The 21,777-nt window shown below is 54.1% G+C and carries 21 protein-coding genes and 1 pseudogene; 7 read left to right on the top strand and 15 right to left on the bottom strand.

Annotated elements, in window-relative coordinates:
- The first annotated feature begins 2 nt into the window (after positions 1-2).
- The 4 genes from ACHHZ7_RS01635 to ACHHZ7_RS01650 are packed head-to-tail and all read left to right on the top strand — an operon-like array spanning position 3 to position 3,258.
- The gene (locus ACHHZ7_RS01635; protein WP_060682562.1) at positions 3-815 is read left to right on the top strand and encodes a 3-keto-5-aminohexanoate cleavage protein; all 813 of its coding nucleotides are present in this window, start codon (positions 3-5) and stop codon (positions 813-815) included.
- Between the two features lie 21 nt (positions 816-836).
- A complete protein-coding gene (locus ACHHZ7_RS01640) occupies positions 837-2,183 on the top strand; it encodes a bile acid:sodium symporter family protein (protein ID WP_060682563.1) in 1,347 nt (448 codons plus the stop codon).
- Positions 2,184-2,188: 5 nt separating this feature from the next.
- The gene (locus ACHHZ7_RS01645; RefSeq protein WP_060682564.1) at positions 2,189-2,608 is read left to right on the top strand and encodes a heme-binding protein; all 420 of its coding nucleotides are present in this window, start codon (positions 2,189-2,191) and stop codon (positions 2,606-2,608) included.
- Complete coding sequence (locus ACHHZ7_RS01650; protein ID WP_060682565.1) at positions 2,605-3,258, top strand: aspartate/glutamate racemase family protein; 654 nt, start codon at positions 2,605-2,607, stop codon at positions 3,256-3,258. The genes ACHHZ7_RS01645 and ACHHZ7_RS01650 overlap by 4 nt, the downstream gene beginning before the upstream one ends.
- 97 nt (positions 3,259-3,355) lie before the next feature.
- On the opposite strand, the gene sucD is transcribed toward ACHHZ7_RS01650, so the two are convergent.
- The 8 genes from sucD to sdhC form a co-directional block, all read right to left on the bottom strand.
- On the bottom strand, positions 3,356-4,225 hold the full coding sequence (gene sucD / locus ACHHZ7_RS01655) for a succinate--CoA ligase subunit alpha (protein WP_003022929.1): 870 nt from the start codon (positions 4,223-4,225) through the stop codon (positions 3,356-3,358).
- Positions 4,225-5,391 (bottom strand): ADP-forming succinate--CoA ligase subunit beta, encoded by a 1,167-nt coding sequence (sucC, locus tag ACHHZ7_RS01660; RefSeq protein ID WP_003022927.1) that lies wholly within the window; start codon positions 5,389-5,391, stop codon positions 4,225-4,227. The genes sucD and sucC overlap by 1 nt, the downstream gene beginning before the upstream one ends.
- 90 nt (positions 5,392-5,481) lie before the next feature.
- Entirely contained in the window at positions 5,482-6,705 is a 1,224-nt protein-coding gene (gene odhB / locus ACHHZ7_RS01665) for a 2-oxoglutarate dehydrogenase complex dihydrolipoyllysine-residue succinyltransferase (protein WP_003022925.1), read from the bottom strand.
- 14 nt (positions 6,706-6,719) lie between these two features.
- On the bottom strand, positions 6,720-9,521 hold the full coding sequence (gene sucA / locus ACHHZ7_RS01670; RefSeq protein ID WP_003831411.1) for a 2-oxoglutarate dehydrogenase E1 component: 2,802 nt from the start codon (positions 9,519-9,521) through the stop codon (positions 6,720-6,722).
- A 265-nt stretch (positions 9,522-9,786) separates the two neighbouring features.
- Positions 9,787-10,503, bottom strand: a complete 717-nt coding sequence (gene sdhB, locus ACHHZ7_RS01675) for a succinate dehydrogenase iron-sulfur subunit SdhB (RefSeq protein ID WP_003022921.1) — start codon at positions 10,501-10,503, stop codon at positions 9,787-9,789.
- A 15-nt stretch (positions 10,504-10,518) separates the two neighbouring features.
- Positions 10,519-12,285: a succinate dehydrogenase flavoprotein subunit gene (gene sdhA, locus ACHHZ7_RS01680; RefSeq protein WP_003831409.1), complete on the bottom strand. Its 1,767-nt coding sequence runs from the start codon at positions 12,283-12,285 to the stop codon at positions 10,519-10,521.
- On the bottom strand, positions 12,285-12,632 hold the full coding sequence (sdhD, locus tag ACHHZ7_RS01685; protein WP_060682566.1) for a succinate dehydrogenase membrane anchor subunit: 348 nt from the start codon (positions 12,630-12,632) through the stop codon (positions 12,285-12,287). The genes sdhA and sdhD overlap by 1 nt, the downstream gene beginning before the upstream one ends.
- A complete protein-coding gene (gene sdhC, locus ACHHZ7_RS01690) occupies positions 12,626-13,030 on the bottom strand; it encodes a succinate dehydrogenase cytochrome b556 subunit (RefSeq protein ID WP_003831406.1) in 405 nt (134 codons plus the stop codon). The genes sdhD and sdhC overlap by 7 nt, the downstream gene beginning before the upstream one ends.
- Positions 13,031-13,413: 383 nt before the next feature.
- Here sdhC and ACHHZ7_RS01695 point away from each other — a divergent pair.
- The 3 genes and pseudogenes from ACHHZ7_RS01695 to ACHHZ7_RS01705 all read left to right on the top strand — a co-directional run bounded on the left by ACHHZ7_RS01695 (position 13,414) and on the right by ACHHZ7_RS01705 (position 16,233).
- Positions 13,414-13,524, top strand: a pseudogene (locus tag ACHHZ7_RS01695) (hypothetical protein).
- A gap of 203 nt (positions 13,525-13,727) precedes the next feature.
- On the top strand, positions 13,728-15,011 hold the full coding sequence (locus ACHHZ7_RS01700; RefSeq protein ID WP_060682567.1) for a citrate synthase: 1,284 nt from the start codon (positions 13,728-13,730) through the stop codon (positions 15,009-15,011).
- Positions 15,012-15,186: 175 nt separating this feature from the next.
- Positions 15,187-16,233 (top strand): AbrB family transcriptional regulator, encoded by a 1,047-nt coding sequence (locus ACHHZ7_RS01705; protein ID WP_057067727.1) that lies wholly within the window; start codon positions 15,187-15,189, stop codon positions 16,231-16,233.
- Here ACHHZ7_RS01705 and nei read toward each other — a convergent pair.
- From nei to pxpB, 7 genes are read right to left on the bottom strand one after another with little or no spacing between them, the layout of a single operon-like run.
- Complete coding sequence (gene nei, locus ACHHZ7_RS01710) at positions 16,230-17,021, bottom strand: endonuclease VIII (protein WP_060682568.1); 792 nt, start codon at positions 17,019-17,021, stop codon at positions 16,230-16,232. The genes ACHHZ7_RS01705 and nei overlap by 4 nt on opposite strands.
- A gap of 14 nt (positions 17,022-17,035) precedes the next feature.
- On the bottom strand, positions 17,036-17,680 hold the full coding sequence (gene pcp, locus ACHHZ7_RS01715) for a pyroglutamyl-peptidase I (protein ID WP_008784132.1): 645 nt from the start codon (positions 17,678-17,680) through the stop codon (positions 17,036-17,038).
- A 9-nt stretch (positions 17,681-17,689) separates the two neighbouring features.
- Positions 17,690-18,685 carry a DUF979 domain-containing protein gene (locus ACHHZ7_RS01720; protein ID WP_032942722.1) on the bottom strand — a complete coding sequence of 332 codons (996 nt, stop codon included), beginning with the start codon at positions 18,683-18,685 and terminating at the stop codon, positions 17,690-17,692.
- Positions 18,682-19,404, bottom strand: coding sequence for a DUF969 domain-containing protein (locus ACHHZ7_RS01725; RefSeq protein WP_003831395.1), 723 nt, complete (start codon positions 19,402-19,404; stop codon positions 18,682-18,684). Before ACHHZ7_RS01725 ends, ACHHZ7_RS01720 begins: the two co-directional genes overlap by 4 nt.
- 55 nt (positions 19,405-19,459) lie before the next feature.
- Positions 19,460-20,194, bottom strand: a complete 735-nt coding sequence (gene pxpA, locus ACHHZ7_RS01730) for a 5-oxoprolinase subunit PxpA (RefSeq protein ID WP_057067724.1) — start codon at positions 20,192-20,194, stop codon at positions 19,460-19,462.
- Entirely contained in the window at positions 20,184-21,116 is a 933-nt protein-coding gene (gene pxpC / locus ACHHZ7_RS01735; protein ID WP_057067723.1) for a 5-oxoprolinase subunit PxpC, read from the bottom strand. Before pxpC ends, pxpA begins: the two co-directional genes overlap by 11 nt.
- Positions 21,110-21,766: a 5-oxoprolinase subunit PxpB gene (gene pxpB / locus ACHHZ7_RS01740; protein ID WP_060683744.1), complete on the bottom strand. Its 657-nt coding sequence runs from the start codon at positions 21,764-21,766 to the stop codon at positions 21,110-21,112. The genes pxpC and pxpB overlap by 7 nt, the downstream gene beginning before the upstream one ends.
- Between the last annotated feature and the right edge of the window lie 11 nt (positions 21,767-21,777).

The raw sequence follows: 21,777 nt of genomic DNA on the forward strand, positions 1-21,777 counted from the left end.
AAATGTCGGATACTGTTATTATTTCGCTGGCACCCGTTGCCGCGGATTGCCCCAGAGTTATACCCGAAGAACTGGCGCAGGAAATACTCGCCAGCGTAGAACATGGCGCGTCCATCGTCCATTTACACGTTCGCGATAAACAGGGACGCCTAACGCCAGATACTACCGACTTTCAGGCAACAATTGACCGCGTTATGCGCCATTCAAACCTGATTATTCAGGCTTCTACCGGCGGCGTCTCTTCGATGTCCATCGCCGAGCGCTGCGCGCCACTGGCCTGCCCCGGCGTGGAGATGGCCTCGCTGAACGTCGGTTCCGTTAACCTCGGTGATGCGGTGTATTTTAATCCCGGTCCGGACGTGGAATATTGTTCACGGCAAATAACTGAACGCAATATTATTCCAGAGTTTGAAGTTTTTGAAATCGGCATGATTAATAACATCCTGAACCTTGAAGATAAAATAAAATTTCAAAAACCTATGCTCTTTAATATTGTTCTCGGTCACCGCGGCAGTACGCCTGCAACCGTTGATGCATTAATTGCTCTGCGTAGCATGATCCCACGCGAAGCCTTATGGGGAATTACTCATTTTGGCAGAAGGAATTTCGATATTATCGCTGCCGCGGTCGCTATGGGTGCCAGTGAAGTGCGAATCGGCTTTGAAGATAGTTATTATTTAAGCGTCGAAGAGAAAGCTCAGCATAATTATCAGCAGGTCACCAAACTCGCTACGCTCATTCGCAGTATGGATAAAAAAGTTGCTACGCCGGAAATTGCGCGGCGCATGTTATCTATTCCACCCCGGCAGCAATAACAACAGCAAGGACATTTCAACATGACTATGACCACTGTTATTCACAAAACCGGACTCGGCGTCAGCGTTGCGGGCGCGGCGCTGGCGATTATCGGCGCGCTCATCCAGTCCACGGCGCTGTGGCAGCCGGGGCTGGTGATGTTCACCGTCGGATTCGCCGCCGGTGCAGGCTACTGGCCTGGTTTACGCAGCTATCAGTTTACGCTGTGGATCATCGCTGGTTTTGTTGCCGCCATGACCTGGTCTACGGATCTGATCGTCTGGGGCGGTTTCAATATCACCCATAAATGGATCGTGTTCCTTGTGATTCAGGCCACCATGTTCAGCATGGGCACCAAGCTAACGATCCAGGATTTTATTGATGTCGCCAAAATGCCGTGGGCAGTTTTTATCGGTACCTTCTGCCATTTCGTGATCATGCCCCTGCTCGGCCTGAGCATTACCCTGATCTTTGATTTTCCGCCTGAAGTCGCGGTAGGCATTTTATTGATTGGCGCTTGCCCCAGCGGTCTCTCGTCGACGGTGATGGTTTACATCGCCAACGCCAACCTCGCGCTGGCGGTATCAATCGCCGCAGTCTCAACGCTGGCGGCAACGGTAATGACACCGTTGTGGGTTAATCTGCTGGCGGGTTCGATGATCGATATCCAGCTCACCGCGATGGTGATGGACGTGGTGAAAATCGTATTAATTCCCATCGGCGCAGCAATTCTGCATGACTATCTGAAAACCTATGCAGGCGTGCGCGGACGCCGTGTTGTCCAGATGCTGGCCGGGATCGGCGCAATTTGGCTGCTGTATATGATTGCCGGCGGCTGGGACGCGCTGTTTGGTCATGCCAGCGCCGAAGCGCAGATGTACGCGGTGGTCCTCAACTTCGTAGCAGGCGGCCTCGTTTGGGCATTGTTCTACAACTGGCTGTATGGCCGCGTGGCGGGCGTGAAGAAGGTCATGCCAACCATCTCAATGATGGGGATCATTTTCTTTACCACCACCGCCGCCGCAGCCGGGCGCGACAACCTGGTGCAGGTCGGTTTCCTGCTCTGCTTCGCCATGTTGATGCGTAACCTCGGCGGCTTCCTGATTGGTTATCTGATGAGCCGCTGGATCTTCCGCATGGACGTGCAGTCTGCCCGTACCGTGGCCTTTGAAGTCGGCCTGCAAAACGGCGGTATGGCGTCAGGGCTTGCCGCCGCGATGGGCAAACTGGCAACGGTTGGACTCGCATCAGCGGTGATGACACCGCTGGGTAACGTTAGCGGCTCGCTGCTCGCCAACTACTGGCGCAAAAAAGACGCCAGACAGGCGCAGGTAGCAGCAGCCAAAGATCCCGTTCAACCTGCTTGCGAAAATCTGTCGAAAGGATAATCACGATGACAACTCTCACTCTGGGACAGGCCCTGCGCGCCGTAACCTGTGCGCTCGAACTCGCCGAAACACGTTATGCAAATCGCCCGTTAAGCGTGGCCGTATGCGATGCCAATGGAGAACTGCTCAGCTTTGCGCGGATGGATAACGCCAAACTGTTAACCATCGAGTTAACCCAGCGTAAAGCGCGCACCAGCAGCCGCCTGGGCTGCACCACGCAGGCATTTTTACAGCGTCTGCAAAAAGAGCAACTGGATATTAGCTATTTTGCCGATCCGCGTTTTACGGCGCTGCCGGGCGGGATCCCTATTCTGCACCAGGGGAAATGCCTTGGAGCCGTCGCGGTAGGTGGTTTATCCGCGCAGGAAGATCATGATGCGGCGCTGTCCGTCGCAGAAATATTACTTAAGGAGATTGCCCAATGAAAAAGGTCGCCATGCTGCATACCAGTGCAGCCACCCTTGCGATGATGCAACAACTGATCGCCGACATCATGCCGGAGGTCGAAGTGATGCACCTGGTTGAAGAATCTATGATTAAACAGGTGATGAAAGCCGGAGGCGTATCGCCAAATATTGCCGCCCGCATCGCCGACTATGTGCATATTGCTGAAAAGGCGGACTGCGATATCTTTATTACCGCCTGCTCTTCAATTGGTACTGCGGTGGAGCAATGCCAGTTTATGACTCCACTCCAGCTCGCGCGCATTGACTGCGCGATGGTAGAAGAGGCGATTGGAAAAGGCGAGCGGATCGCCGTGTTGGCAACTGAGGCAACCACGCTGAAGCCAACGCTGGATTACGTCCAGCGTAAAGTTCAGCAAAGCGGTAAATCACGAACCATTACGCCTGTATTAATGGAGGATGCATTCCACGCGCTGCTGGCGGGAGATATGGATACCCATGACCGTATCGTCAGTGAAGGGTTACAGAGCGCCTTTACCCACGCGGATGTCGTGATGCTGGCGCAGGCTTCGATGGCGCGCGTTTTACAACAGCTCCCTTCCCCGCCGGTGCCGGTAATGACCTCACCGGAAAGCGGAATTCGCTGGTTGAAAACGCTGGCTGAACGCTAAATTCCCAGCAAAAAAAAGGCCATCATCAGATGGCCAACCATGTCGAAATGGGACCAGCCCTTGACTATGCAGAGAGTCAGGGCTGTTTTTTTATTTCTTACTTAATAACGGTTTTCAGCGCTTCGCCGATATCGGCCAGGCTACGAACAGTTTTCACACCTGCAGCTTCCAGCGCAGCGAATTTCTCATCCGCCGTACCTTTACCACCCGCGATGATCGCACCCGCGTGACCCATACGCTTACCTTTCGGCGCAGTCACGCCCGCGATGTAACCCACAACCGGCTTGGTTACATGATCTTTGATGTAAGCAGCCGCTTCTTCTTCCGCGCTACCGCCGATCTCACCGATCATGACGATCGCTTCAGTCTGCGGATCTTCCTGGAACAGCTTCAGGATGTCGATGAAGTTAGAGCCAGGGATCGGGTCGCCACCGATACCCACACAGGTAGACTGGCCGAAACCATAGTCGGTGGTCTGCTTAACCGCTTCATAGGTCAGGGTACCTGAACGGGAAACGATACCCACTTTACCCGGCTTGTGAATGTGGCCCGGCATGATACCGATTTTACATTCACCCGGAGTGATAACGCCTGGGCAGTTCGGGCCGATCATGCGTACGCCAGCTTCATCCAGCTTCACTTTCACGGTCAGCATATCCAGCGTTGGGATACCTTCGGTGATGGTGATGATAAGCTTGATGCCTGCATCGATTGCTTCCAGAATGGAATCTTTGCAGAACGGTGCCGGAACATAGATAACGGTGGCGGTTGCGCCGGTCGCTTCTACCGCTTCACGTACGGTGTTGAACACTGGCAGACCCAGATGCGTGGTGCCGCCTTTGCCCGGCGTAACGCCACCGACCATTTGCGTACCGTAGGCGATCGCTTGTTCGGAGTGGAATGTCCCCTGGCTACCGGTGAAGCCCTGGCAGATAACCTTGGTATCTTTATTAATTAAAACTGACATTATTTCCCCTCCACTGCGGCAACAACCTGCTGAGCTGCATCCGTCAGACTTTTCGCTGCAATAATATTCAGGCCGCTATCAGCCAGTTTTTTCGCGCCGAGTTCAGCGTTGTTACCTTCCAGACGTACCACGACCGGAACGTTTACACCTACTTCTGCTACCGCGCCGATGATACCGTCAGCGATCAGATCGCAACGTACGATACCGCCGAAGATGTTAACCAGTACGGCTTTAACATTGTCATCGGAAAGGATAATTTTGAACGCTTCGGTTACACGCTCTTTGGTCGCACCGCCGCCAACGTCGAGGAAGTTAGCCGGTTCGCCGCCGTGCAGCTTAACGATGTCCATGGTGCCCATTGCCAGGCCCGCACCGTTAACCATACAACCGATGTTACCGTCCAGTGCGACGTAGTTCAGTTCCCACTGTGCAGCCTGCGCTTCACGCGGATCTTCCTGAGACTGGTCGCGCATTTCGCGCAGGTCAGCCTGGCGGAACAGTGCGTTGCCGTCAGCGCCCAGTTTACCGTCGAGGCAGATCAGGTCACCCTGCTTGGTCACCACCAGCGGGTTGATTTCGATCAGCGCCAGATCGCGCTCCAGGAAGATAGTCGCCAGACCCATGAAGATCTTGGTGAACTGCTGAACCTGTTTACCTTCCAGACCCAGTTTGAACGCCAGCTCACGACCCTGGTAAGGCATCGGGCCTGCCAGCGGATCGAGCGCCACTTTGTGGATCAGGTGCGGGGTTTCTTCCGCTACTTTTTCGATTTCCACGCCGCCTTCGGTAGAGGCCATGAAGACCACGCGACGGGAGCTACGGTCAACAACTGCGCCGAGGTAAAGTTCTTTACCAATGTCGGTCGCGGCTTCAACCAGAATCTGATTTACCGGTTGGCCATGAGCATCTGTCTGGTAAGTGACCAGACGTTTACCCAGCCAGTGTTCAGCAAAAGCGCGAATGTCTTCTTTGCTGTTTACCACCTTCACACCGCCCGCTTTACCACGGCCACCAGCGTGAACCTGACATTTCACTACCCACGGGCCAGCGCCGATTTTAGATGCAGCTTCTTCGGCTTCACGCGGAGTAGTACAGGCATAACCCACCGGTGCCGGTAAGCCATAGCGGGCAAAAAGTTGTTTTGCCTGATATTCATGTAAGTTCATGTGTTCTGTCCATCCTTCAGGTAATCGTTATCTTTTACCCGTAGGTCTGATAAGCGTCCAGACCTACGGGGCAGGTGATACTCTTATTAACTACACGTCCAGCAGCAGACGCGTTGGATCTTCCAGCAACTCTTTAATGGTTACCAGGAAGCCTACTGACTCACGACCATCGATCAGACGGTGGTCATAAGACAGCGCCAGATACATCATCGGCAGGATTTCAACCTTGCCGTCTACCGCCATCGGACGATCTTTGATGGCATGCATACCCAGGATGGCGCTCTGCGGTGGGTTGATGATCGGCGTGGACATCAGGGAACCGAACACACCACCGTTAGTGATGGTGAAGTTACCACCCGTCAGATCTTCGACCGTCAACTTGCCGTCGCGACCTTTAACTGCCAGTTCTTTAATATTCTTCTCAATGTCAGCCATACCCAGCAGATCCACATCACGCAGGACCGGCGTGACCAGGCCACGCGGCGTGGAGACCGCCATGCTGACATCAAAGTAGTTGTGGTAAACCACGTCATCGCCGTCGATGGACGCGTTCACTTCCGGATAGCGTTTCAGCGCTTCAACAACCGCTTTCACGTAGAAAGACATAAAGCCCAGACGGATACCGTGGCGTTTCTCGAACGCATCACCGTATTGCTTACGCAGGTCCATTATTGGCTTCATGTTGACTTCGTTGAACGTGGTCAGCATGGCGGTAGAATTTTTCGCTTCCAGCAGACGCTCGGCTACGCGTTTGCGCAGACGGGTCATCGGAACACGTTTTTCGCCACGCGCGCCCAGTTGAGCCTGCGGTGCAGGTGCTGCAGCCGGCGCTTTTGCTTCGGCTTTCGCAGCCGGAGCTTTCGCCAGATGTTTTTCAACATCTTCACGGGTGATACGACCGCCGACACCGGTGCCGTTGATAGCGCTGGCTTCGAGGTTATGCTCACCCAGCAGGCGACGGATCGCCGGGCTCAGGGCATCGTTGTTCTGCTCAGCAAGAGACGCCTGCTGGCGCTGTGCCGGAGTAGAATCTTTCTCTTCAGACTTAGCACTGGTTTCTTTACCGGTGCTGTTGCCTTCACGCAGGCGACCGAGGATCTGGCGAGAAGTGACGGTTGTCCCTTCATCTTCCAGAACCGCATCAAGAATACCGTCCGCTGATGCCGGTACTTCCAGTACCACTTTGTCAGTTTCGATTTCTACCAGTACTTCATCACGACGTACTGCATCGCCCGGTTTTTTGTGCCAGGTTGCAACCGTTGCATCCGCTACGGATTCAGGCAGGTCGGGAACAAGAATATCTACGCTACTCATTATTTATCCTTTATTTAATCGACGTTCAGCGCGTCATTTACCAGATCTTGTTGCTGCTTCTGGTGAACGGACATATACCCTACTGCCGGAGAGGCAGAGGCCGGGCGACCTGCATAACGCAGAGCTGACCCAAATGGAATTACTTCACGGAAATGATGCTGGCTGCAGTACCATGCGCCCTGGTTGAGCGGCTCTTCCTGGCACCAGACAAAATCATGTACGTGAGCAAATGGTTTCAGCGCTTCCTGCACCGCTTTATGCGGGAACGGATAGAGCTGTTCGATGCGCACAATGGCGACATCTTTTTGGTCGTTCTTGCGGCGTTGCTCCAGCAGGTCGTAATAAACCTTACCAGAACACATCACGACACGCTTCACGCCTTTAGGATCAAGTTCATCTACTTCGCCAATGGCTGGCAGGAAAGTACCATTTGCCAGTTCGTCCAGCGTAGACACCGCCAGCGGATGACGCAGCAGCGACTTCGGTGACATCACCACCAGTGGACGACGCATACCGCGCAGCGCCTGACGACGCAGCATGTGGTAAACCTGCGCTGGGGTAGACGGGACGCAAACCTGCATGTTTTGCTCAGCGCAAAGTTGCAGATAACGTTCCAGACGCGCGGAGGAGTGCTCCGGACCCTGACCTTCATAGCCGTGCGGCAGCAGCATAACCAGACCACACATACGGCCCCATTTCTGCTCGCCGGAAGAGATGAACTGGTCGATAACGACCTGTGCACCGTTAGCGAAGTCACCGAACTGTGCTTCCCAGATGGTTAGCGTGCGTGGTTCTGCTGTGGCATAACCGTACTCGAACGCCAGCACGGCTTCTTCAGACAGCACGGAGTCCCATACGCGGAAGGTGCCTTGTCCGTTATGCACATGCTGCAGCGGCGTGTAGGTTGAACCGTTCGCCTGGTTATGAATCACCGCGTGACGGTGGAAGAAGGTTCCGCGACCGGAGTCTTCACCCGACAGACGGACCGGAATGCCTTCGTCAACCAGCGTGGCGTAAGCCAGATTCTCTGCACCACCCCAGTCAAACAGCTTCTCGCCTGCGGCCATGGCCTGGCGGTCGCCGTAAATCTTGGCAACACGCGACTGCATTTCAACCGCTTCAGGTACGGTGCTGATACGTTTTGCCAGCTCCTGCAGACGCTTCATCTCAACTTTGTTCGGGTAGTTTTCATCCCATTCGTGGTTGAGGTACGGCGACCAGGTGAAGGAGTGCATGTTCATTGGACGCCACTCTTTCACTACGCATTCGCCAGCATCCAGCGCGTCACGGTACAGATTGACCATCTCGGTCGCATCTTCCAGTGTGGCGACTTTGTCCGCTTCCAGCTTATCAGCGTAGATTTTGCGCGGGGTCGGATGCTTTTTGATTTTCTGATACATCAGCGGCTGGGTTGCGCTCGGCTCGTCGGCTTCGTTGTGGCCGTGACGGCGGTAGCACACCAGATCGATAAAGACATCGCGTTTAAAGGTATTACGGAAATCCAGCGCCAGGCGGGTCACGAAAGCGACCGCTTCCGGGTCATCCGCGTTCACGTGGAAAATCGGCGCCTGAACCATCTTACCGATGTCGGTACAGTACGGTGTAGAACGCGCATCCAGCGGGTTAGACGTAGTGAAGCCCACCTGGTTGTTGATAACGATGCGAACGGTACCGCCCACTTCGTAACCACGCGCTTTCGACATGTTCAGGGTTTCCTGAACCACGCCCTGCCCGGTAACTGCCGCATCACCGTGAATGGTGATTGGCAGGACTTTATTGCTGCTCGGCTCGTCCAGACGATCCAGACGCGCACGTACGGAACCGATAACCACCGGGCTAACGATTTCCAGGTGCGACGGGTTAAACGCCAGCGCCAGGTGCACCAGACCGCCTTCGGTTTCGATATCTGACGAGAAGCCCATGTGGTACTTCACGTCACCGGTGCCGAGGTGTTCTTTATGTTTGCCCGCAAATTCGTCGAACAGTTCCTGCGGGCGTTTGCCCAGTACGTTAACCAGAACGTTCAGACGACCACGGTGCGCCATGCCCAGTACCACTTCACGGGTACCGCTGTTGCCGGCGTGGCGGATCATCTCTTTGAGCATTGGGATTAACGCATCGCCGCCTTCCAGCGAGAAGCGTTTCGCGCCCGGGAACTTAGCGCCCAGGTAGCGTTCCAGACCTTCTGCTGCGGTCAGTTCACTGAGGAAACGTTTCTTCTCTTCGCTACTGAATGCGGCACGGCCAGACTCGATACGCTGCTGAAGCCAACGTTTTTCTTCGGTGCTGGTGATGTGCATGTACTCGGCGCCAATTGGGCCGCAGTAGGTTTGTTTCAGCGCAACAACCAGGTCGCTCAGCTTCATCGTGTCTTTGCCGCCGGCAAAAGAACCTACGTTAAAGCTTTCCTGGAAATCCGCATCGGTCAGATCGTGGAAAGACGGGTCCAGATCGGCCACATTTTCTTGCTGCCACAGTCCCAGCGGATCAAGATTCGCATGCTGATGACCGCGGAAACGGTAGGCGTTAATGAGCTGCAGGACTTTAACCTGCTTCACATTGGCATCAGGGTCGGAAATAGAAGAAGAGTAACGTGGGGTAATCAACGCCTGTCGACGGAAATAATCACGTGTTTTTGAGTGAAGTTGATCCGGTTTGACTCCGGTACCAGGTAACTGCTGGAACGTCGAACGCCAGTTAGCATCTACCGAGTCAGGGTCGGTTAAGAAGTCTTCATAGAGCTGTTCTATCCAGCTCTGGTTAGAACCAGAGAGGTAAGAAGAGTCCAACCAGGCTTTCAAAGCGCTGTTCTGCATCGTGATCCCTTAAGCATTTGTATGCTTACTTCGCCGTGGATACTACCACGCACACCGATGTGCGTGCCGGGGTTCACTTGTTGCGGACTGTCGTGTCATCTGCGTCCGCTAAGGAACCTTTAAAAACTGTCTAATAATGTGGCAGTTTTTAGAGGTTTCCTGCACTTAAATTGCCTGATGGCGCTTCGCTAATCAGGCCTACAAGGTACGTAACCCGTAGGCCGGATAAGACGCTACGTCGCCATCCGGCAACCACTACAACTACTTACGCACTACGTTTGAGCAGCATCGACTTAATATGGCCGATGGCGCGCGTCGGGTTCAGTCCTTTCGGACATACGCTGACGCAGTTCATGATGCTATGGCAGCGGAATACGCTGAAAGCGTCACTTAAACCTTCCAGGCGGCTGTCGGTCTCGGTATCGCGGCTATCAATTAAGAAGCGATACGCTGCCAGCAGGCCTGCCGGGCCAATAAATTTGTCCGGGTTCCACCAGAATGATGGGCAGGACGTTGAGCAGCATGCACACAAAATACATTCATACAGCCCATCGAGCTTCTCACGCTGCTCTGGCATTTGTAAATGCTCACGAGCTGGCGGATTTTTCCCATTATTCAACAAGTAAGGCTTAATCTTCTCATACTGTGCGTAGAATTGCCCCATGTCTACCACCAAATCGCGCACAACCGGTAAACCCGGCAGCGGGCGAATGACAATTTTTTTGCCCGGCTGATTCAGCGCAGAAATAGGAGTGATACAGGCCAGTCCATTTTTGCCGTTCATGTTCAGACCGTCGGAGCCACAAACCCCTTCACGGCAGGAGCGACGAAACGACAGCGACGGATCTTTTTCTTTCAGCTGCATCAATGCATCCAGCAGCATCATGTCGCGCCCTTCTTCCGCCTCCAGGGTGTAATCCTGCATGCGCGGAGCGTCGTCAACATCCGGGTTATAGCGATAAACTGAAAACTCGAGTTTCATTGTCCTGTCTCCGCATTAATAAGTACGAATCTTCGGCGGGAATGCCGGGCGCAGCTTCGGTTCCATATTGACTTGACGTCGCGTCATGGATTCCGATTCTGGCAGGTACAGGGAATGGCACAGCCAGTTTTCATCATCACGTTCCGGGAAGTCGAAGCGGCTATGCGCGCCACGGCTTTCGGTACGGAAGTTTGCAGATACTGCAGTGGCGTACGCGGTCTCCATCAGGTTATCCAACTCCAGACACTCAACGCGCTGGGTGTTGAACTCGCTGGAGGTATCGTCCAGACGGGCATTTTTCAGGCGTTCGCGGATCGCTTTCAGCTCTTCCAGACCTTTCGCCATCGCATCGCCTTCGCGGAATACCGAGAAGTTATGCTGCATACATTCTTGCAGCGCTTTGCGAATCGCCACCGGGTCTTCACCGTTACGGTTACCGTTCCAGCGGTTCAGACGCGCCAGAGAAGCGTCGATTTCATCTTCGGTCGCATCCAGCAGGTCACCCTGCTCAGCGATGGATTCCTGCAGATGCAGACCAACCGCACGACCAAATACTACCAGGTCCAGCAGCGAGTTGCCGCCCAGACGGTTGGCGCCGTGAACCGACACGCAGGCGATTTCGCCGACGGCAAACAGCCCAGGGATCACCACATCTTCGCCCTGCTCATTCACGGTCAGCGCCTGACCGGTTACTTTGGTCGGAATACCGCCCATCATATAGTGGCAGGTTGGGATAACCGGAATCGGCTCTTTGACCGGGTCAACGTGAGCAAAGGTACGGGACAGTTCGAGAATACCCGGCAGACGGGATTCCAGTACTTCTTTACCCAGGTGGTCGAGTTTCAGTTTGGCGTGCGGACCCCACGGGCCGTCGCAGCCGCGACCTTCGCGAATTTCGATCATGATGGAACGCGCCACCACGTCACGACCCGCCAGGTCTTTCGCATTCGGGGCATAACGCTCCATGAAGCGCTCGCCATGTTTGTTCAGCAGGTAGCCACCTTCACCACGGCAGCCTTCTGTTACCAGAACGCCTGCACCGGCGATACCGGTTGGGTGGAACTGCCACATCTCCATATCCTGCACCGGCACGCCAGCGCGGATAGCCATACCAACACCGTCACCGGTATTGATGTGGGCATTAGTGGTGGACTGATAAATACGGCCAGCACCACCGGTCGCCAGCACGGTCGCGCGGGCTTTGAAGTAAACCACTTCACCGGTTTCGATACACAGCGCGGTACAACCGACAACGGCGCCATCGGCGTTTTTCACCAGGTCCAGCGCATACCACTCGGAGAAGATGGTGGTATGGTTTTTCAGGTTCTGCTGATACAGCGTGTGCAACAGCGCATGACCGGTACGGTCGGCCGCTGCCGCAGTACGAGCCGCCTGCTCGCCGCCGAAGTTCTTCGACTGGCCGCCAAACGGACGTTGATAAATTGTGCCATTGTCGAGGCGAGAGAACGGCAGCCCCATGTGGTCCAGCTCCAGAATCGCTTCCGGACCGGTTTTACACATATATTCAATAGCGTCCTGGTCACCAATGTAGTCCGACCCTTTAACGGTGTCGTACATGTGCCATTCCCAGTTATCTTCATGGGTATTACCGAGCGCAACGGTGATGCCACCCTGCGCGGATACGGTATGGGAACGGGTTGGGAACACTTTGGAGAGCAGCGCACAGGTCTGACCGCTCTGGGAAATTTGCAGCGCCGCGCGCATACCTGCGCCGCCGGCACCAATCACAACAGCATCAAATTCTCTGACTGGCAGTTTCATTACACACCCCACACCACAACAAATCCATAAATGACGTAAACCACCAGCGCAATGACGATAGCCAGTTGCAGAATCAGGCGCACAGCCAGAGGTTTAACGTAGTCGGTCAACACCTGCCACATGCCAATCCAGGCATGAATCAAGATGGAGAAGAGTGCCAGCAGGGTGAAGACTTTGGTGAATGCCGATGAGAAGAAACCGGTCCAGACTTCATACGTCAGCTCGCCGCTGGTGGCGAAGAAACCGACCATATAGATGATGTATAACGTCAGAACGATAGCGGTAGCACGGACCAGAATGAAGTCATGTACGCCGTTGCGTCCTAATGCGGAGGCGTTGCTTACCATACGAGGACTCCTGCGAGAAGTGAAAGCACGACAATGATAACGAAACAAATTTTGGCGGAGCGTGTCCCTGCTTCGAGGGTTTCTTCGATATAGCCAAAATCCATCAACAGATGGCGAATGCCCATTACGGCGTGATATGCCAGCGCAATCAGGATCCCCCACAGAATTAACTCCACAAAGAAGTTATTCATAATGGATGACGCGGTGAGGAAACCTTCAGGGGAGGAAAGGCTGGTACCCAATAACCACAACAGAATCCCGACCGCCACAAAGGTGATCACTCCGGATACGCGATGGAGAATGGACGCTATCGCCGTGATTGGGAACCGGATCGTTTGCAGATCCAGATTGACAGGTCTTTGTTTTTTCACATTTCTTATCATGAATAACGCCCACATGCTGTTCTTATTATTCCCTTTAGACTTCGGGTACAGAAGATGAAGACACCTGTAGCCTGAAAGACGACGGGATTTCCTTCCTCCGGTCTGCGTGCGGGTCAGACAGCGTCCTTACTATAACTACGCGTCATATAAAACACTGCTTCCAGATGCTAAAACGACACGTTACAACGCTGGTTGGCTCGGGATTGCAGGGTATTCCGGAGACCTGGCGGCAGTATAGGACGTTCACAAAATCATTACAATTAACCTACATATAGTTTGTCGGGTTTTATCCCGAACAGTGACATAGGTCACGATAACAACATTATTTTAATTTTTAATCATCTGATTTGACAATCATTAAACAAAGTTGTTACAAACGACACCAGAAAAAGCATATAATGCGTAAAAGTTATGGGGTCACTCTTTCACCGGAGATTTAGTTATGTAACAGTGTGGAAGTATTGACCAATACCTTCAGGACAGTTATTAGTGATAGACAGGTTAAATAATTCGGATTGCTAAGTTCTTGATTTGCAGTTTATTCGCCATGAAAAGACCGTTTTACCTGCAAGCGCCCATAGCTCTGTACCCAGGTCATCCCCTCTTTCGCAGAGCGGCGAGCCAAATAACAAACTGGTAACGGTTTATTGATGCACGAAGGCAAATTTAAGTTCCGGCAGTCTTAAGCAATAAGGCGCTAAGGAGACCGTAAATGGCTGATACTAAAGCAAAACTCACTCTAAATGGTGACGCTGCTATTGAACTGGATGTGCTGAAAGGTACGCTCGGTCAAGATGTTATTGATATTCGTAGCCTTGGCTCAAAAGGGATGTTTACTTTTGACCCAGGTTTCACCTCTACCGCATCCTGCGAATCCAAAATTACTTTCATCGACGGTGACGAAGGTGTTTTGCTGCATCGCGGCTTCCCGATTGACCAACTGGCGACCGAGTCCAACTATCTGGAAGTGTGTTATATCCTGCTGTACGGCGAAAAACCGACGCAGGAAGAGTACGACGAGTTCAAAACCACAGTCACTCGCCATACCATGATCCACGAGCAGATCACCCGTCTGTTCCACGGTTTCCGCCGCGACTCTCACCCGATGGCCGTTATGTGCGGTGTAACCGGAGCGCTGGCAGCGTTCTATCATGACTCGCTGGATGTAAACAACGCGCGTCACCGTGAAATCGCCGCCTTCCGCCTGCTGTCCAAAATGCCAACCATGGCAGCGATGTGCTACAAATATTCCATCGGGCAGCCGTTCGTGTACCCACGTAACGATCTCTCCTACGCCGGTAACTTCCTGAACATGATGTTCTCTACGCCGTGCGAAAAATACGAAGTGAATCCGATTCTGGAACGCGCAATGGACCGTATCTTAATCCTGCACGCTGACCACGAACAGAACGCCTCAACCTCTACCGTACGTACCGCGGGCTCTTCTGGCGCTAACCCGTTTGCCTGCATCGCGGCAGGTATTGCTTCCCTGTGGGGACCGGCACACGGCGGCGCAAACGAAGCTGCGCTGAAAATGCTGGAAGAAATCAGCTCTGTTAAACACATTCCGGAATTTGTTCGCCGCGCGAAAGACAAGAATGATTCCTTCCGCCTGATGGGCTTTGGTCACCGTGTTTATAAAAACTATGACCCGCGCGCTACCGTCATGCGTGAAACCTGCCATGAAGTACTGAAAGAACTGGGCACCAAAGATGATCTGCTGGAAGTGGCGATGGAACTTGAGCACATTGCGCTCAACGACCCGTACTTCATCGAGAAGAAACTCTACCCGAACGTAGACTTCTACTCCGGCATCATCCTGAAAGCGATGGGTATTCCGTCCTCCATGTTCACCGTGATCTTCGCCATGGCACGTACCGTTGGCTGGATTGCACACTGGAACGAAATGCACACCGACGGCATGAAAATCGCGCGTCCGCGTCAGCTGTACACCGGCTACGACAAGCGCGATTTTAAGTCTGCTATTAAGCGTTAATTGTCTGCCGGATGGCGCTAGCGCTTGTCCGGCTTAAAATTATAAACGCTCTCAGGTCGGATAAAGCAGTGATGCCTGTGTCCGGCCTGTTTTTATTTGATCCAAATTATTTTATTCTTATCGTGCTTTCTCTATGATTTACTGAGATTTCTCACATTTTACTCAGGAGCATGGGATGCCTGTTTTGCAGTGGAGCCTGTTGTTTGTGCTATCGCTCCTTCTTTCCCTGCTCTTTCTGTTTATCCATCTTCCAGGCCCCTTGCTGCTCGGTTCGATGATCGTCGGCATCATCTTCAGTATGCGCGGCATCTCGCTGCATCCTCCTCGTTGCACATTTCTTGGCGCACAGGCGATTCTCGGCTGCATGATTGCCCAAAATCTGACCGGTTCAATCTTCACAACCCTTGCAGCCCACTGGCCGATGGTGATTGTTATCCTGCTGGCTACCCTTATCAGCAGCGCGATAATCGGCTGGCTGCTGGTTCGCTATAGTAATCTACCGGGGAATACCGGTGCGTGGGGCTCGTCACCAGGCGGTGCAGCGGCAATGGTCGCAATGGCCCAGGATTATGGCGCCGACATCCGGCTGGTGGCGTTTATGCAGTATCTGCGCGTACTGTTGGTGGTCGGCGCGGCAGCGCTGGTCACCCGGCTGGTGATGGGCGACCAGGCCCAAACGATCAGTGAACAAATCATCTGGTTTCCGCCGCTAAGCGGCAATCTTTTCAGCACTCTGATGCTGGCCGCCGTTGCCGGCACGGCTGGGCGCCTACTGCGTATTCCCTCTGGCGTTATGCTATTGCCAATGCTGGTGGGTGCCATGCTGAATGCAAGCGGAGTGATGGTGATTGAACTGCCGGAATGGCTACTGGCTATAGCCTACATGTCAATTGGCTGGCAAATCGGTCTTGGCTTTGACAAGCAGATCTTTTTGATGGCGTTACGACCACTGCCACAGATCCTGTTGTCCATTTTTTCACTGATGGCGATCTGCGCAGCCATGGCCTGGGGACTGGCGCATTACATGCAGATCGATTTTCTCACTGCCTATCTGGCAACCAGTCCTGGAGGAGTGGATTCTGTTGCGGTGATCGCCGCAGGAAGCCACGCTGATATGGCGCTCATCATGGCGATGCAAACCCTGCGACTGTTCAGCATTTTGTTAACTGGCCCCGCAGTCGCGCGGTTTATTTCGGTGCACGCACCAAAACAACCCGCTTAGTGCTGACAACCCGGGCACCAGTAAAAGGGGCGCGAAGAGAGCATCGTTTTCTCGATTATTCCACCACAACGCTCACAGGTTTCGCCGTCCCGATGAAAGACCTTAAAGCGAAACAACGCACCGTGATGTTTATTCTCATCGACCAGGCCGCGGGTAGTATAAGACAGCCGCGGAATATCAAGCAGCGCATGTGCCAGTTGATCCAGTTGCTCATCACTAAGCTGCGACGCTTTATGCTGCCCGGTCAACCCAACCTGCCAAAGGATCTCTACCCGCAGGTAGTTACCTAATCCCGCCAGAAACGCCTGGTCCAGTAGCAGACCAGAAAACTGGCGATTGCGAAAACGCGGAGATAACAGACGCGCTTTAACCTCATCGGGCGTTAAACGTAAATCCAGTACATCCGGCCCTACCCGTTGCAGGAACGGATGGGTGGAGAGCTGTTCTGGCGTCAGCATTTCGATATCAGACGCGCTATAGAGCAGGATAGTTTTGTCGTGTGTCTGCAGCCTGACGCGCAGTACCCGCGAAGTTTGCGGAATTTTGCCTGTATCCACCACTCGCCACACGCCATAGAGCTGATTGTGACTGTACAGCGTCAGGCCATTAGAAAAATGGGTCAGTAATGCTTTCCCCCGCGTTTCAAGCTGGGTAACACGTTGCCCAATCAGTTGAGATTGATACGGTTTTAACTGCTCAAAGGCAAACCAGACATCCGTCAGGGGTTTGCCTTTGACTGCCGCCTCCAGGTTATCCGCCGCGCGGCGGATCTCCGGGCCTTCAGGCATAATACTGTCCTTTGTTAATGTGTTGCGCCGCCCGTCACTGCGATATCGCTTTCCACCTGCAAGGCGGTGGCAATCGCAATCTCCAGCGCACGGCGCACCGTTTCTGTCGCCATACTTGGCGCCCCGGGATGCTGTGCAGCCTGTTGCGGCAAATAAGGGATATGAATAAAGCCGCCCTTCACCGCCGGTACGTCGCGTAGTTTATGCAGCAGGCCATACATCACGTGGTTACACACGAAAGTACCCGCAGTCTGGGAAACCGAGGCCGGAATTCCCGCGTTGCGCATGGCGACAACCATCGCTTTAATCGGCAACGAACTAAACCATGCCGCCGGGCCATCGACCACAATCGGCACATCGACCGGCTGTTGCCCCTGGTTATCCGCAATACGCGCATCGTCAACGTTAATTGCCACGCGTTCCACGGTAATATCCGTGCGACCACCCGCCTGCCCCACCGCCAACACCAGTGATGGCGACAACGCGTCAATCGCGGCGTTGAGTACGGCGAGAGACTCGCCAAAGACACACGGTAGTTGGCGGGCTATTACGCGGCATCCGCCGATAATAGCATTGTCGAGGCTCGAGACCACTTCCCAGGAAGGGTTAACTGACTCGCCGCCAAAGGGTTCAAATCCCGTGATGAGTACTGTTTTCATCCTTCCTCCTTACAGGAACATCAGGAAATACATCAGGAACACGTTGACCAGCAGCAGCAGTATGCCGGTTGGCACCTGCGCTTTAATCACCGCATTTTTGTCCGGTAGCTCCAGCAACGCTGCGGGAACAATATTAAAGTTCGCCGCCATCGGCGTCATCAGCGTCCCGCAATAGCCGGAGAACATACCAATCGCCGCCATTACCGCTGGGTTGCCGCCGTGTTGCAGTACGAGGATTGGAATACCAATCCCAGCGGTCACGATCGGGAAAGCAGCAAACGCATTACCCATAACCATGGTCAGCAATGCCATGCCGATGGTGTACACCGCCACCGCGATAAAGCGACTATCCACCGCCAGATATTCCTGCGTCAGGTATGAAATGCCGCTACCGACACCCGCCGCTGTAAACAGCAACCCAAGCGTAGCCAGAATCTGCGGCAAAATGAACGCCCAACCAATGGAGTCCAGCAGACGGCGTGCCTCCTGAATCGGTTGATGCACCCGCTCATGGGTCATTTTTATCGCCATCGCCAGACCAATCAACGAGCCCGCTGTCATTGAAAAGAGCGTTACCAGCGTGGCGTGATTACCCGGCCCGAACAGCGCATCCTGTAAGCCCGGAATATGGTTGAACATCAGTACGCCAATGACCGTTACCACCGGGATCGCTAATGCCGGGAAAAACAGGCGGTTGCCCAGGCGGCTGGCGCTTTCTTCGCGTTGTTGCTGCGTGCGTTGATGGTAGCTTCCCAGCTTCACACCGCCAAAACCCGCGATCAGGGCCAGCACAACCACCGCAACGCCGACGGCAATATGCACTGCGCGTTTATCGCCAAACAGCGAGTATGTCCAGTCACCAAGCAGAAACAGTACGCCATATATGCCCCAAAACAGGCCTGTGGTGAAACGGCGCGGGTTTGCTTTGTCCTGCCAGGACATCAGCGCCACAATCAGTAATACCGCACCTGCCAGCCAGTAGAGATAGCTTTGTTGAAAATTCATTTCGCTTCCCCTTTCGCTGCGGCATTCGCTTTCGCCACTTCACGTTGCAAATAGCTATCCAGACGCCACAAACGCGTGCCGTGGATCAGGAAAGCACAAATTGCCGTCGGGATCCCCCACAAGGCGATATGCAGCGGTTCGGTCTGGATCCCACCAGACTCCAGCATAAAGTTGTGCATGAATATGATCGCGCCGAAGGCAACAAAGATATCTTCACCGAAAAACAGCCCGACGTTATCGGTCGCCGCTGACATTGCGCGCAGGCGATAGCGAACCGCGCCGGGTATCTCGCCGTGATTTTTCTCGGCGGCCCCTTCCGCCATTGGCGCCAGCAGCGGGCGCACCATCTGCGGATGCCCCCCCAGGCTCGTCAACCCTAACGCAGCGGTCGCTTCACGAATGAACAGATAGACAATAAGCAGACGGCCACTGGTGGCACTGCGGATTTTCGCAATCCACGCCTGAGCGCGCTCTTTGAGTCCGTGACGTTCCAGCAGGCCAATAACCGCCAGTGGGATCAGCAGGATAAACGGCAGGTTGCGGGTGTTAAGAAAACCTTCACCCAGCTTCTCGAGGATGGTGGCGATCGGCATATGCGCCGCCAGTCCCGTGACGATCCCGGCAATAATAACTACCAATACCGGATTAAAACGTAAAAGAAATCCGACCACGATGACGGCGATCCCCGTCAATGGCCAGAGAGAAATTACCTCTCCCATAATTCATTCCCGTATATGTTGTTGTGTAATATATTGTTGTTTTGTATGGTAAATCTTATGCACCAATTTCAATATTGCATGCATTAAAGGCGCTACGCAAGCGACGGGCAAAAGCGAGTGCGTGCTCGCCATCCCCATGAATGCATACCGTCTGGGCGGTTACGCTTGCCCATGTTCCACTTTGGCTTTTTACTCTGCCGGATTGCACCATTTCTAACGTTTGCGCCAGCGCCTGCTCTTCATCCTCAATCAGTGCGCCCGGCTGGCTGCGAGGTACCAGACTGCCATCGGCCTGATAACCCCGATCGGCAAAAACCTCCTGACGCGTTATCAAGCCATAGTGTTCTCCAGCGCGAATCAGTTCGCTTCCCGCCAGCCCGACCAGAACCAGCGACGGATCGCAGGCATGAACCGCTTTCGCAATCGCATCGGCCAATTGAGGATCTTTCGCCGCCTGGTTATAGAGCATGCCATGCGGTTTGACATGGCGCATCACGCCACCTTCTGCCCGCGTGATGGCAGCCAGCGCGCCAATTTGATACAGCGTCTGTGCATACACCGTTTGTGCAGGCAGGGTCATGGCGCTACGACCAAAATTTTCCCGATCCGGAAAGCTGGGGTGCGCGCCTACCGCCACACCATTTTTTAACGCATCACGCACGCTTGAGAGCATAGTTTGCGCATCGCCGGCGTGAAACCCACAGGCGATGTTGGCCGATGACACCAATTGCAGCAACGCTGCATCGTTCGCACATCCCTCACCGAGGTCTGCATTGAGATCAATTTTCATTGTTAAGTCGCCATGCTAACTGTTCCAGATAACGCTGCTGGTCGTACCGCGCCTTCAGCGCTTCCTCCAGCGAACACTGCACAAAATGAATCGGCTGACCGAGCGGGATCTGCGCCAGATGATACATATCTGCCTCGATAATACAGGCGATGCGCGGATAGCCACCCGTCGTCTGAGCATCGTTCATCAGCACGATTGGCTGGCCATTATGCGGAACCTGCACCACGCCGGGGAGCAAACCATGCGACAGCAGCTCGCGATCGGTCGTGCGCGTCAGCGGCTGCCCCTGAAGACGATACCCCATACGGTTACTTTGCGGGCTAAGCTGCCACGGCGAGCGCCAGAAAGAGGCCTGCGATACCTCATCAAACTCCTGATATTCAGGGCCGGGCAGTGCACGAATGAGATTACCCCACATCAGTTGTTTTACACCTTGTGGCCCGCTGAATTGCCGGGTAGATATGCCAATCGCCAGTCGATCGCCATCACGCAGCAGACGCCCTTCAAACCCACCAATGCCCACTTTCAGATCGGTACTACGCGAGCCCATCACTTCGGGAACATCGATACCGCCCGCTACCGCCAGATAACTGCGCATGCCATGAAGAGGACGTTTTAGCGTCAGACGCTGCCCGGCTTTTACCGGTAACCGCCATCCGCTCCATACGGGAGTTCGATCCAGATGCGCTTCGCATCCAGCACCGGTCAGGGCAAACCAGCCATCGGCTTCAAACTCCACCACCAGTTGCCCCAGCGTGATTTCCAGCGCTGCGGCATTCGCATCATTACCCACCAGCAGGTTAGCCACGTTCAGCGCCGGTTTATCCAGCGCGCCACAGTGACTAATTCCGGATTGACGAAAACTATGGCGTCCCCCGTCCTGTACTGAGGTGTACATGCCAGCGCGGATGATGTTTAACATATCCCCTCCTTCTGCGGGACAAAACGCACAGTATCGCCAGCCCGTAACAGAATCGGCTCCTCCCGTTTTGGATCAAATAACGAAACGGAGGTACGCCCAATCAATTGCCATCCACCGGGTGTTGCAAGCGGGTAGATCCCCGTTTGAGATCCACCGATACCGACAGAACCTGCCGGAACAAGCAAACGCGGTTCCGCACGTCTGGGGGTATGCAGCTGTTCAGGTAAGCTCCCGAGATAGGGAAATCCCGGCTGAAAACCGATAAACCACACCACATAGCCAACTGACGCATGAAGTTCGACGACCTGCTTGTCGCTTAATCCGCTGTGTCGGGCGACCTCTGCCAGATCGGGGCCAAACTCACCACCATAGGTCACAGGTATTTCAATAAAGCGTGAATCCGGCTCCAGTGCTTCGCTCTCTTCCCACCAGCGCTGCAGGCGTTCAATCGCATCCAGCGCCAGTGTTTGCGGGTCGCGCAGGGTAACCGTGATATTGTTCATTCCCGGAATAGCTTCAAGCACATTCGGGGCGTCAACTAAACGCTGAGCCAGACGCCAGATGCGTTTCTGAGTCGCCAGCGTGATGGGGGGCTCCAGTTCAAGAACCACCGCCGTTTCACCTAACAGATAACAACGCGCTCGCTGCACTTTCATCCCTC

The organism is Citrobacter freundii complex sp. 2024EL-00216, assembly GCF_043945515.1.
GTDB lineage: Bacteria > Pseudomonadota > Gammaproteobacteria > Enterobacterales > Enterobacteriaceae > Citrobacter > Citrobacter portucalensis.